Raw genomic sequence first — 12,959 nt, 5'->3', positions numbered from 1 at the left:
CCTCTTTGAATAAAAAGCAGCCTGTCAACTGACAGGCTGCTTTTTCTCACTCTGCTTCTTCTTTTGGAAGGCGTTCTTCATTAATTTCTTCTTTAAACGCATACGTAAATGTTAGAGCAACGAGTACCCCACCGCCAATCAGGTTACCGATACTTGCTGGAACAAGATTAAAGAACAGGAATTCCATCCAAGAGTATTCAGAGCCATGAATAAAGGATGTGCTGAAATACCCCATGTTGGCTACACTATGCTGGAAATTTCCTGCCACAAATATAATAACAGGAAGTGTAGTTGCAAGAACTTTACCTGTTAAATCACGAGCTGCGGTAGCAAGAAACGCAGCCATTCCAATAAGCCAGTTCGCAATAATACCTGAGAGAAGAATTTGAAACCATCCTACCGTTCCGTGAGATAGGAATTTCATTTTGTGTTCTGTATACGTAGCTAATTCGCTATAGAATTCAGGGGTTAATGATCCTGATGCAACGACAAGAGTACCTACCAGCAGGGCACCTAGTAAGTTACCAAAATAACAAACTATCCAAAACTTCATTATATTCTTAGGAACCCAAAATCTTCTTTGGAGGATGTACGTAGGAAGGAGCACGTTAACTTCAGTAAAGAGAATGGCTCCCGAAATAAAAACAATCGCGTATCCTGTTACAAATCCTATTCCTGAAAGGAGATTACTAACACCTTCCGTTTCAACTCCCATCGCAATTAGAACAGAGAAAATAGCTCCGAATGTAACAAATGCACCAGCTAGAATTGATAAAATGAACTGGCGATTCAATGGTCTGTCACTATGAGCTTCTCCTTTTGCGATAAATGTTTCAACAATTTGCGCTGGAAAATAAAATTGTCTTTCAGGATATTTTACTTGTTTGTCTTTTTTGTTAGAATTCGCCACAATAAATCTCCTATCTATTTCTTGTCCTATTATTTTCGCTCTTGTTTTTTGGACTAAACTGACGAATGTGCTTTTACTTTGCCATTAATATAAAAAAATCCAGATTTGCTGTCAACAAGTTAGATTTCCTGGGAAATCAACTCAAAGTTTGTCTGAAATAAGCGAGGTGAATGGCCACCTCGCTTTCATTAAAATTTCCAGTATCCCGTTTTCCCATAGTGCGTATGAAGGTCTTCTTCGAAACGGCGAGTAATGGGTTCGTTTAGACGAAATTCTGGTGATTGACGAACTTCTTCTTTTTTTATATTTACAACTACCGATCGATCTTGCCAGTGAATGTCATGAATCCATTTTGTAGAGAGCAGTACTTCTTTTCCGGAAAACCAGTTTTTAGTATCGACAATGATATATCGAAGCTGCCATGATTCTTCATCAAAAATGAAATCTTTAACATGACCAATTTCACCGTCAGTCGCCTGAATGTGGTATCCAGCTACTTCATTACTACTTCGCAAGTGATTTTCTTCGTCTTGTTTAGAATGATGCAAGGTTGAATCAGCATCAGGTAAATCATCAGCCATAAACGGTCTTGGATACATCCCGTTACCCCAGGCGTTAGTTCCTACCCAATAATAAGGCCAGCCAAAATGGCGGTTCAGTTCCATTTCGTGTTTTCTAGAAATAGGTTGATCGGTATCAATATCAGGGCTTTCACTTACTTCTTCAGATGTAAGTGAAACTGAAATGGCTTCATTCTCGTGATTCAATTTCTCGATTGAAATCGGAGAAATCAATACCTTTCGACCAGGTAACCATTTGTGTGTATCGACAACAAGATACCTTATAGTCCAATGTTCATCATCGAAAAAGAGCTCTTTTAAGACGCCTTTGTTGCCATCTTTTGTATCGATCGTGTATTTATTCACTTCACTCTCGCTTACTAACATGAGGCTCACTCCTATATGAATAATTCACTTAAGCTAAAAACTACCCGACCACGTTAAGAATTAAACCGAATCTGTTTTTTCGACTTGATAAGTTTTAAGATATGGCTTTCCTGAAAAGATCGTTTTTGGAAGTCCTTTACTTGTGTTACGATTTTTGTGCGCTGTTTGATAAGCTTCAGAAGTTTGCCAATTCTTGAAGTCCTTCTCAGTATTCCAGAATGTGGCGACGATATATGGATCGTTATGAACTGGACGTAAAATTCGAATTCCTTGACACCCGGGTTCATTTTCCACTTTCCCAGCGCGGTTTTTAAACCTATCTTCAAATATCGCTCGTTCACTTTCCTCAACAGGAATATGGTTTAAAACAACAAAACCAGGATCAGTTACCTCGCCCTTTTCGTCCATTAATTCATATTTCTTAGCGTTTTTGAAAAAAGTTTCGGAAGACGTTTCGTGATAAAGTGCAGCACCATCAGAATTAGAAAAAAGCTTTACATTTTCTCCGTCATGATCTTCTTTTACCTTTGATAAATAGTCGTATGTTCCATATGTAACGTAAACGTTCATCTTATTCATCCTTTCAATGAAGTGATCAGGGAGAATTGCCTGATACTTTACCCTTATTTGGCAAAAACTAAACAGAATCGTCATTGTATATAGTACAAATATAACATTATTTCATGTAAGCTTAGCTGTAATTAAGTTAATAAGGGAGTGCCTCATAGAATGAAAAAACTCGGCATCGGCTTAATCGCAACATTAGCTGTATTCCTCATTGGATTATTAGGGTATTTGGGGATATTACTTGCTGGAAACTATGTCATCGACGAAAAAAAGCTTGTGATGAATTCAGCTACCCAACTTGTCGATAAAGATGGGGAAATTATTACTAAACTTTATTTTGAAAACCGTGAGCCGGTCTCAATAGATGATATTCCAGACCATGTTCAGGAAGCTTTCGTTGCAACTGAAGATAGCCGATTCTACGATCATCATGGTCTTGATGTAAAAGCAATTGGCCGAGCGCTTTATCGTGATATTCTTGCTGGAAAAAAAGTAGAAGGCGGAAGTACGATTACACAGCAATTAGCGAAGAATGTTTTTCTAACTAATGACAAATCTTGGTTAAGAAAAACGAAAGAAGCTGTTATCGCAATTAATTTAGAACGTAACTATAGTAAAAAGAAGATATTAGAAATGTATTTAAACCAAATTTATTTTGGACATGGGGCTTATGGTATACAGTCAGCTTCAATGTTGTTTTTTAATAAACCAGTCTCAGAGTTAAGTGTTGAAGAAGGAGCCATGTTAGCTGGACTTCCGAAAGCACCTTCAAATTATTCACCAATTAATCATCCTGAAGAGAGTAAAGAGCGTAGAGATTTAGTGTTATCTTTAATGGAAAAGCAGGATTATATAACACCCAAAGAAGCGGTTCGACTTCAAGGAAAGACGCTATCTCTTGATGTGGCAGAAGTAACAAAGGAAGCAGCTTTCCTTACGTACATTGATATGACGCTTCAAGAAGCGAAGACTCGATTTAATCTTTCGAATGAAGAAGTATTACGTGGTGGTTATAAGATCGTAGTGCCAATGGATAAAGATTTGCAGAAAGCAGCTTATGAACAATTTCAAAACGGAAAGCTTTTCCCAGGAAGTGATCCTAACAATCCGCCTCAAGGGGCTCTGACGATGATGGATGCAAAGAGTGGTGGAGTAGTAGCGGTTCAGGGAGGTCGTGATTATGTTCAGAAGGGTCTTAACCACGTGACCTCAAAGAGACAGCCTGGATCTGCATTCAAGCCTATAGCCGTATATGGGCCAGCAATTGAGAAAAAGGAATACAGTCCTTATACATTATTAAAGGACGAAAAGACTGACTACGATGGGTACTCTCCATCTAACTATAATAACCAATACGCTGGTCAACTCTCTCTTTATGATGCTGTCAGAGTATCTGCTAACGCACCTGCAGTTTGGTTATTAAATGAGATTGGAATTTCATATTCAAAATCTTTTCTTGAAAAAAGTGGCCTTTCAATTGAAGATAATGATTTAAAAATCGCTCTTGGAGGGATTGATAAGGGCGTTTCTCCCTTTGAAATGATGGAAGCCTATCGTCCTTTTGCTCAAGAAGGAAAGCATGTCGATCCATATTTTATTAGTAAGTTATACAATAATGACGGCAAGGTAGTAGGTGAAGCAAAACAAGAGGAAGAGAAAGTATACTCCAAACAAACGGCATGGTATATGACAAGAATACTCGAAGGTGTCGTTAAGAATGGTACCGCCATAAGTGGAGAAGCAGATGTGGCTATCGCTGGTAAGACTGGAACAACTTCGTATGAGGGAGTATCGGGTGGTTCGCGTGATGCCTGGTTTGTCGGTTTTACACCAGATTTGGTGGGTGCAGTATGGATGGGGTATGACCGGACAACGGAATCACAGTATCTGACGGGTGGAAGTGAATATCCGGTTCAACTTTTTAAAAAGGTGGTAAATACTTCAATCGATGAGAATAGTACTAAGGAATTTAGTAAGCCTTCAGGATTGAAAGATATGGAAAAACCTATTACCCTGCCAAAAGTGAATGATTTGAAGGCAGATTTTGATTTCCTTTATGGTCTTCCCGCTGTCAAATTGAATTGGGCAGCATCCTCTGATGATCGTATTGTTTATCACATCTATGAAATAAAAGATGGGGAGAGAAAAAAGATAGCTGAAGTTGAAGGAAAAGGGGAATATACAAGAAACTCGATCTCATTCTTTGGATCTGTATCTTATCAAGTAGTTCCTTATAATCCGTTAACAGAGCAAGAAGGAGAGGCATCTAATGAAGCTTCCGTCAGTTTGTTTGATCGGTTTAAAGGTAATGAAGAAGAGAAAGAAGATAAAAAGATAGAGGAAAAACAAGTAAATGAGTGAGGATTTTCACTTAAACGATCGGTTACTTATGGTAAAGTAGACGATGTAAACGGCTTCAAAGTTGGACGATTTTATGACTTTTTTCTTCAATATCTGTACACTGAAGCTTACGATCGCTATAGTATGTAAGGATGTAAAAAAGTACGTTTTGCAATTAGAAAGGTGGACAAGCATGAATAAAGCATCATTTAATGATCAATTTCTTCGGGCATGCCGAGGAGAAGCGACAGATCATACACCTGTCTGGTATATGAGACAAGCAGGTCGATACCAGGCTGAATATAGAAAAATTAGAGAAAAATATTCATTTCATGAAATGAATCTAAACCCAGAAGTAGCGGCTGAAGTGACGCGATTTGCCGTTGAACAGCTTGGTGTTGATTCAGCTATACTATTTGCAGATATTATGACGCCACTTCCATCTATCGGTGTGGATGTAGAAATTAAATCAGGTGTAGGCCCTGTTATCGATAATCCCATTAAGAGTAGATCTGATATTGATCGACTAGGTGAACTTGATCCACTGAAAGATATTCCTTATGTAATGGAAACTATTAAGATGCTACGGGAGCAATTGTCTGTTCCTTTAATTGGATTTAGCGGAGCGCCGTTTACTGTTGCAAGCTATATGATTGAAGGTGGACCCTCTAAGAATTATCATAAAACGAAAGCATTCATGTATTCTGATCCAGAAGGATGGTTTCAGCTAATGAATAAGCTTGGGGATATGACAATTGCTTATCTTACAGCTCAAGTAAAAGCGGGTGCTCAAGCTATCCAGTTATTTGATTCATGGGTTGGTGCGTTAAATGATATGGATTATCGGACGTATATTGCTCCTGTTATGAATCGCATATTCTCTGCTTTAAAAGAACTGAATGTCCCACTCTTAATGTTTGGCGTTGGAGCGAGTCATCTTATTCAGGAATGGAACAAGCTCCCTGTTGATGTAATTGGAATAGACTGGAGAATTTCAATTAAGAAGGCGAGAGAAGTTGAAGGGATTAAAAAGCCGCTCATGGGGAATCTCGAGCCTGCACTTCTACTTGCACCGTGGGAAGTCATTGAACAAAGAACAAAAGAAATTCTTGATCAGGGAATGGAGACGCCAGGATTTATCTTTAATCTAGGTCATGGGGTGTTCCCACAGGTTCAAGTTGAGACATTGCAGCGTTTAACGAATTTTGTACACGAATATACGCGTAAGAACAGTTAATGGAAATGGGGGAGGTATGGCATGAAGCGAACCATTGGCCTTTTAGTTATGGCTTACGGTACACCGCGAAGTGAAGCAGAAATTGAACCATACTACACACATATACGTCGGGGGAAGCGACCTACAGAAGAAATGTTGGAGGATTTGATTGAACGGTATGAAGCGATTGGTGGTATATCTCCCTTATCGGATATAACAACAAAACAGGCTCAGAAGCTAGAGGATCGTATGAATGAAGAATTTGGCGAAGAGGTAGAGTTTAAGAGCTACCTTGGCTTAAAGCATATTGAACCTTTTGTAGAAGATGCCGTTCGGAATATGCAGAAAGATGGGATTGAGGAAGCCGTTAGTCTTGTTCTTGCTCCGCATTACTCTACATTAAGTGTAAAGACCTATAATGAACGAGCGAGAGCTGAAGCAGATAAACGGGGCTTCCCCAGTATCTATTCGATCGACCAGTGGTACAACGAGCCTAAGTTCATCCAATATTGGGTGAATCAATTACAATCGTGTTTAAGCCAGATTGATGCTAAGGAAAAAAAGAAAACCATTGTTATATTCTCTGCTCACAGTTTGCCTGAGAGAATCTTGCAGAACGGGGATCCTTATCCAGGACAGCTAGAAGAAACAGCAAAGCATATTGCTGAACGAGCTGGGATAGAACATTATGCCATTGGATGGCAGAGCGAGGGCAATACGCCCGATCCGTGGATTGGGCCAGATATTCAAGATTTAACTCGAGACTTATTTGAGCAAGAAGGTTACACAGGATTTATTTACTGTCCGGTAGGATTTGTCGCTGATCATCTCGAGGTGCTATATGACAATGATTACGAATGTCAACAAATGACCACTGAACTTGGTGCAGCCTATCATCGTCCGGAAATGCCCAATGCAACGGATGAATTTATAGAGATATTAGCAACAGTTGTGAAGCATGAACTAATAAAAAAGAAGATGATACAGTATGAGTAAACAAACAAAAAAAATCGTGATTATCGGAGGCGGGATTACTGGATTAACCGCCGCCTATTACCTTCAAAAAGAGATGAGGAACGAAAATCGATCCTATGAAATCACGTTACTTGAAGGCAAAGATCGTTTAGGTGGAAAGATTCAAACGGATACGACAAATGGTTTTGTGATTGAACGTGGTCCTGATTCCTTTCTTGCTAGAAAGGAAAGCGCAGCACGTCTTGTGAATGAAGTGGGAATGGGAGATCAACTTGTTCCGAATTCCACTGGACAGGCCTTCGTATTAAATAATGACCAGCTCTATCCGATTCCAGGTGGAGCAGTAATGGGAATCCCAACGGAGCTTTCTCCATTTATCTCGACAAAGCTATTTAGCTTAAAAGGGAAAGCTAGAGCAGCAGGAGATTTAGTTCTTCCGAGGAGAGAACAGGGAGAGGGAGATCAGTCACTTGGACTATTCTTTCGAAGACGACTTGGGAATGAGGTTGTTGAGAATTTAATCGAACCTTTACTGTCAGGCATTTATGCAGGAGATATCGATAAACTCAGCCTTATGTCAACCTTCCCTCAGTTCTCAGAAGTGGAAAGAAAGTACCGTAGTTTAATTCTAGGGATGAAGAAGACGACACCACCTTCTCGCCGAAGCACTGGTAAGAAAAAGCCGGCTTTCCTTACGGTCAAATCAGGTTTACAGTCATTTGTGATGGGAATTGAAAGATGCTTAACAGACGTTAACATTAGAAAAAATGTTAACGTGGATCAATTAAAGCAAAATGAGGCCGATGGATCTTACACGCTTAAGACAACAAACGGCGAGGAGTTATCAGCTGATTCTGTTATCATCACGACCCCGCATCAGCAGGTATATCATATGTTACGAGACCATCAGGAAGTAGCTCCACTAAAGGACATGCCTTCCACAACGGTTGCAACAGTTGCAATGGCTTTCCCTGAAGAAGCCATAAAAAAGGCAATGGACGGAACAGGATTTGTTGTATCTAGAAACGCTGATTATACGATTACCGCCTGTACCTGGACACATCGTAAGTGGCAACATTCTGCACCAAAAGGAAAAGTACTTCTTCGTTGTTATGTAGGTCGAGCAGGTAATGATGGAATTGTTGAGAAAAGTGATGAAGAAATCGTTCAGACAGTATTAAACGATCTGAATCAAATTATGGAAATTGAAGGCCACCCTGAGTTTTACCGAATTACGAGATGGAGACAATCTATGCCGCAATATGAGGTTGGCCACCGTAATAGAATTGAAACCGTTATTTCAGGAATTGAAAAGAAAATGCCGGGCGTTTTTCTAGCTGGAGCTTCATACAATGGAGTAGGTCTCCCTGACTGTATCGATCAGGGGGAGGCAGCTGTAGCCTCAGTTCAAAATTTCTTCAAATAATAAGGAAGGTTCACCGAATGCGGTGAACCTTTTTTATATTTCTATTCGCTATCATTCACTTAAAGGAGTGGATTTTGTAGAGATTAACAAATGTTATACTGGAACTATTATCTATTTTTGTTAGTGTAGATGAAACTCTAATGGTAGAATATAAATGGCAACAATTAGTAATAAAGGAGTACGAATCATGTCGGAAATGGCAAGGCCCTTACTTATTAATATTTCAATGCTCTTTTCAGTCTTATTTCTCTGGAATATGGTCATGCCATTTACAAGAGCAAGCTCGATTAACCTGAAAGAGAAGATGATTTATGGAGTGATCAGTTCCTTGATGGCTCTGCTTTGTATGCTCTTTCCGTTAGAAAAATTCGGAGATACAGTATTTGATTTAAGAGTTGTTCCTCTTATTCTTGTAACATTATACGGTGGCAAACTGCCTGGCCTCATTTGCATGATCACGATTTCTGTAACACGAACTTGGATGGGTGGAGAAAATGCTTGGGTTGGAGTTCTTATTGCGATTGTTGGGTTTCTCATTGCAATTGGATTTATGAACCACTTTCAAAGATCAATCCGAAAGTGGAAAGGGATTATTTTCACAGGAATTCTATTTATCATTTCGTATATTGCCATCATTCTTATTTTCTTAGAACCGTTAAAAACCTATTTTTATCCGATCTATTTCACGTCATTTGCAATCGCCTATTTCATTATTTTCTATTTAACTGAACGACTTGTATTAATAAATATTCAACTTCAAGAAACGGTTTATCTTGAGAAACTATCAGTTGCGGGAAAAATGGCTGCTGCTATCGCTCATGAAATACGGAATCCGCTTACGACTGTCAAAGGTCTTCTGCAGTTTATTTCGGCTGACACAGTAGACACCAAAGTTCAAAATTATGCCCCATTGATGCTTGAAGAAATCGAGCGGACGAATAAAATCATTACAGATTATTTGATGCTTATCAAACCTTCCAAAAGTGACTGTGAACAAGTAGATTTGAATAAAATTGTCAGAGATACAGTTGCATTAACGGAAGTATTAGCCTCGTACTACGCGGTTAAAATTCAATATGATGAAAAGGGCGCATTTCATATATGGGGTAATCCCCAAGAATTAAAACAATGTTTAATAAACGTTATAAAAAATGCAATTGAATCAATTGAAGGAGAAGGATTGATTCATGTTGCTTTGCAATACGGAACAAAAAGAGGTACGGTAGATATCGTTATTCGTGATAATGGAGCCGGGATGAGCAAGGAAGAGCTTGAAAAGATCGGACTTCCATTTTATACAACAAAATCGAAAGGAACCGGCTTAGGTACAATGATCACGAACCGGCTAATTCGAAATATTGGTGGAAGAGTGAATTACACAAGTTTACTAGGCGAAGGAACGACGGTTACAATAACACTACCAATCACCAAGCAATAGGGGGATAATGATGACGTTCGATCGAAGAAAAAGCATTTTAGAAGCAGCAGAAAAATCTTTTTCCATGTTTGGTTATAAAGCAACGACAATGGATCAAGTCGCTAAAATTGCGAATGTAGGAAAAGGAACCATATATACCTTTTTTAAAAATAAAGAAGAGCTATTCAATGAAATTGTAAGAGGTATGGTATTGGAGTTGAAGGGGCTTGCTCAAGATTCAATTCGTAGAGAGGAGTCCTTTTTTGTCAATCTTCATCGGGCTCTTTATAGTGTGCTGGAACATCGGAAGGAGCACAAATTAGCTATAAAGCTATCTCAAGAAGTGCGTGAGATTGGAACGCCTGCAGCAATGGACGCCCTTGATCTTGTTGAGAAGGCCATTCTTTCTTTTCTAGAACAAGAAATCGAGAGAGGTATTTCTGATGGTGAAGTAAAGAAGTGTGATCCTTCTCTTACAGCATTTCTTATGTTTAAAATGTATATTGCACTCATTTTTGACTGGGAAAAAACTCATTCTTCATTTACGAAAGAAGAGATCGCAAATCACCTGGAATTTTATATGATGAGCGGGATTAAATTGAAGTAGCAGTATCCAAAGAAAGTGGAATACTGCTATTGCTATTCTAACGAAACGGTGATATATTACTTTTTGTAGCAAAAAATGACCATAATTAAAAAATGGTCAATTGAGGCGTTTTTATAAAAAGAACATTGCTTTTTTTTGGCTTAAAATGACTAATTGAGAAATTTGGTCAAATAGACAGGAGGACAAAAATGAAAAAATCATCTCGGCTATTTCGGTCAGAATGGTCGTCATTGTTAAAAAATAAAAAAATCTTAATTCCCGTTATTGCGGTGTTATTTATTCCAGTAATGTATAGTGGAATGTTTTTGTGGGCATTCTGGGATCCTTATGAAAATTTAGATCAAATTCCCGTCGCTGTTGTTAATAGTGACAGTGGGGCAGATTTCGAAGGGGAACATCTTGAAATCGGTAATGAATTAGTAGATAAACTGAAAGATGAACCGGAATTCAAGTGGGATTTTGTAGATGAAGAAGAAGCGAACAAAGGGCTTGAAGATCAAACTTATTATATGAAAATTCAAATTCCCGAGAACTTCTCTCAGAAATCGACAACTGTTCTTGATGAACACCCGGATAAACTAAACCTTGAATATGTTCCCAATGAAAGCTTTAACTTTCTAGCTGGACAGATCGGTGGAACGGCTGTTAGTGAAATTAAATCTCAAATTGCTGAGAACATCACTGAAAATTACAGTGAGCTTGTCTTTGATAAGTTCAGTGAAATAGCTGATGGTTTATCGGAAGCAACAGATGGTGCAGGTGAGCTTGCTGATGGCTCTTCCGAATTAAAAGACGGTACACAGCAGTTGAAAGACAACTTAGCCTCTCTCAATGAAGGGTCAATTGAGTTAACCAACGGCATTAGTAGTGCAGAAAACGGGTCCGTTGATCTTGCAAATGGCATTAGTAAGGTAAATAAAGGTACCACCGATTTATTAAACGGTTTAAAAGAAAAACAACCAGAAGTTAGTGAGCTAGCTGATGGAGCTTCAAGAGTAAGTAATGGGCTTGGAGAACTTGGTACTAAAATGAGTGAATTTAAAGTTGGCCAAGAAGAACTTCTATCTGGTATAAAAGAAAGCCGTGCTGGAACGAAGCAGTTAATGGCTGGATTAGATCAATCTGTTGCAGAATTAGAAAATAGTTCATTACCAGAAGTTGATACAGAAGGATTAAAACGGTCACTAACGAGTGGAGTTACGAATGCAACAGCGGTACCTAAAGAACTGCAAGGCGTAATTGAATCGATTCAAGCAAGTGATCAATATACGGATGAGCAGAAGCAGGCGCTAATTAGCCAGCTTCAACCGATTGCTGAGAAATCTGGTTCAGCGGCGAAGTCAGTTGGAGAAGTAGCAGCGACATTTGCTAACGCTTCAGATAAACTTTCAGGCGTCTCTTCTAAGATGAATGCTCTATTAGAAGGACAAAGGAAACTTGCTCAAGGTGCTAGTGGTCTTTATGAAGGACAAGGAAAACTAGAAGATGGACTTAGTGATCTGGGTGATGGCATTAATCAAGCAGAGTCTGGAATTGCTCAGCTTCAAGATGGAGCTATGCGGGTTGCAGATGGTAACGATACTGTAGCGACTGGTTGGAACAGCATGATTGATAATGTTGGCACAATCAACTCAGGAATGAATGGACTATCTAGTGGTTCACAAGAGCTTGTGAGTGGGCTAACAGAATTAGAAGGTGGTTCGTCTGATTTATCATCCGGTGCAGGTCAATTAGCGGATGGATCTAAAGATCTTGACAGTGGGGCTCAGAAACTCACAGATGGTACAACAGAGCTTCGTGATAAACTTGGCGAAGCGGCTGAGGAAACTTCTAATACAAATGCTGATGAGGAAACGTACAATATGTTTGCGGATCCAGTAAATGTAGATACAGAAGCCGTTTCATCTGTACCAAACTATGGAACAGGTTTTGCACCATACTTCCTTTCACTTGGTCTATTTGTAGGAGCGCTACTTATGTCCATTGTGTTCCCACTTCGTGATCCGGCTGGAAGCCCACGTACAGCAATTGGATGGTTTATGAGCAAATATGGCATTCTACTATCTGTGGGAGTAATTCAGGCGCTTGTGTCGGATGCGCTTCTATTATACGGATTGCAAATCGAAGTACAGAGTATTCCCTTATTTCTACTCTTCTCCATTGTATCAAGTCTCGCTTATATGGCGTTGATTCAGTTCTTTGTTACAACGTTAGGAGATCCAGGACGATTTGTAGCGATCATTGTTTTGATCTTACAATTAACAACAAGTGCAGGTACCTTCCCGCTTGAGTTAATTCCAGAAGGACTACAAATCTTTAACACATGGTTGCCAATGACGTATACAGTTTCTGGTTTGAAAGCCGTCATTTCAAGTGGTGATTTTGACTTCATGTGGCAAAATGTATATGTTCTGTTAGGGTTTATTGCGATCTTTGCTATTGGAACCATTACCTTCTTCTTTGTAGAATTGAAAAAGCGTAAAAAGCATGGCTTGGAACCAGCTATGAATGAATAATGAAACAAGGAGGCTGTCTCTATCAATTGATAGAGACG

Annotated in this window: 10 protein-coding genes; 7 read left to right on the top strand and 3 right to left on the bottom strand. The window is 39.1% G+C overall.

What is annotated here, in order from left to right:
* Window positions 1-46: 46 nt before the first annotated feature.
* From ABVF21_RS18205 to ABVF21_RS18195, 3 genes are all read right to left on the bottom strand, one after another.
* Entirely contained in the window at window positions 47-910 is an 864-nt protein-coding gene (locus ABVF21_RS18205) for a formate/nitrite transporter family protein (protein WP_308809529.1), read from the bottom strand.
* Window positions 911-1,098: 188 nt separating this feature from the next.
* Entirely contained in the window at window positions 1,099-1,857 is a 759-nt protein-coding gene (locus tag ABVF21_RS18200) for a PRC-barrel domain-containing protein (protein ID WP_371018726.1), read from the bottom strand.
* 60 nt (window positions 1,858-1,917) lie between these two features.
* Window positions 1,918-2,427: an antibiotic biosynthesis monooxygenase family protein gene (locus tag ABVF21_RS18195; protein WP_194219987.1), complete on the bottom strand. Its 510-nt coding sequence runs from the start codon at window positions 2,425-2,427 to the stop codon at window positions 1,918-1,920.
* Between the two features lie 159 nt (window positions 2,428-2,586).
* Here ABVF21_RS18195 and ABVF21_RS18190 point away from each other — a divergent pair, with 159 nt between their 5' ends.
* The 7 genes from ABVF21_RS18190 to ABVF21_RS18160 all read left to right on the top strand — a co-directional run bounded on the left by ABVF21_RS18190 (window position 2,587) and on the right by ABVF21_RS18160 (window position 12,921).
* Window positions 2,587-4,785: a transglycosylase domain-containing protein gene (locus ABVF21_RS18190; protein WP_371018725.1), complete on the top strand. Its 2,199-nt coding sequence runs from the start codon at window positions 2,587-2,589 to the stop codon at window positions 4,783-4,785.
* A gap of 172 nt (window positions 4,786-4,957) precedes the next feature.
* On the top strand, window positions 4,958-6,001 hold the full coding sequence (hemE, locus tag ABVF21_RS18185) for a uroporphyrinogen decarboxylase (protein WP_194219985.1): 1,044 nt from the start codon (window positions 4,958-4,960) through the stop codon (window positions 5,999-6,001).
* A 21-nt stretch (window positions 6,002-6,022) separates the two neighbouring features.
* On the top strand, window positions 6,023-6,976 hold the full coding sequence (gene hemH / locus ABVF21_RS18180) for a ferrochelatase (protein ID WP_371018724.1): 954 nt from the start codon (window positions 6,023-6,025) through the stop codon (window positions 6,974-6,976).
* Window positions 6,969-8,381 carry a protoporphyrinogen oxidase gene (gene hemY / locus ABVF21_RS18175; protein ID WP_303533121.1) on the top strand — a complete coding sequence of 471 codons (1,413 nt, stop codon included), beginning with the start codon at window positions 6,969-6,971 and terminating at the stop codon, window positions 8,379-8,381. Before hemH ends, hemY begins: the two co-directional genes overlap by 8 nt.
* A gap of 187 nt (window positions 8,382-8,568) precedes the next feature.
* Entirely contained in the window at window positions 8,569-9,819 is a 1,251-nt protein-coding gene (locus ABVF21_RS18170) for an ATP-binding protein (RefSeq protein WP_371018723.1), read from the top strand.
* A 10-nt stretch (window positions 9,820-9,829) separates the two neighbouring features.
* Entirely contained in the window at window positions 9,830-10,405 is a 576-nt protein-coding gene (locus ABVF21_RS18165; RefSeq protein WP_303533116.1) for a TetR/AcrR family transcriptional regulator, read from the top strand.
* Between the two features lie 188 nt (window positions 10,406-10,593).
* Window positions 10,594-12,921 (top strand): YhgE/Pip family protein, encoded by a 2,328-nt coding sequence (locus ABVF21_RS18160; RefSeq protein ID WP_371018722.1) that lies wholly within the window; start codon window positions 10,594-10,596, stop codon window positions 12,919-12,921.
* Window positions 12,922-12,959 lie beyond the last annotated feature (38 nt).

It is taken from the genome of Pseudalkalibacillus sp. JSM 102089 (assembly GCF_041366475.1).
Taxonomy (GTDB): Bacteria; Bacillota; Bacilli; order Bacillales; family Guptibacillaceae; genus Guptibacillus; species Guptibacillus hwajinpoensis_B.
This window is presented reverse-complemented; position numbering and strand designations above follow the sequence as displayed.

Coding starts and splice junctions, on each gene's coding strand:
- hemY (WP_303533121.1), top strand. CDS start 6,969: ATGAGTAAACAAACAAAAAAAATCGTGATTATCGGAGGCGGGATTACT.
- ABVF21_RS18160 (WP_371018722.1), top strand. CDS start 10,594: ATGAAAAAATCATCTCGGCTATTTCGGTCAGAATGGTCGTCATTGTTA.
- hemH (WP_371018724.1), top strand. CDS start 6,023: ATGAAGCGAACCATTGGCCTTTTAGTTATGGCTTACGGTACACCGCGA.
- ABVF21_RS18200 (WP_371018726.1), bottom strand. CDS start 1,857: ATGTTAGTAAGCGAGAGTGAAGTGAATAAATACACGATCGATACAAAA.
- ABVF21_RS18195 (WP_194219987.1), bottom strand. CDS start 2,427: ATGAACGTTTACGTTACATATGGAACATACGACTATTTATCAAAGGTA.
- hemE (WP_194219985.1), top strand. CDS start 4,958: ATGAATAAAGCATCATTTAATGATCAATTTCTTCGGGCATGCCGAGGA.
- ABVF21_RS18190 (WP_371018725.1), top strand. CDS start 2,587: ATGAAAAAACTCGGCATCGGCTTAATCGCAACATTAGCTGTATTCCTC.
- ABVF21_RS18165 (WP_303533116.1), top strand. CDS start 9,830: ATGACGTTCGATCGAAGAAAAAGCATTTTAGAAGCAGCAGAAAAATCT.
- ABVF21_RS18170 (WP_371018723.1), top strand. CDS start 8,569: ATGTCGGAAATGGCAAGGCCCTTACTTATTAATATTTCAATGCTCTTT.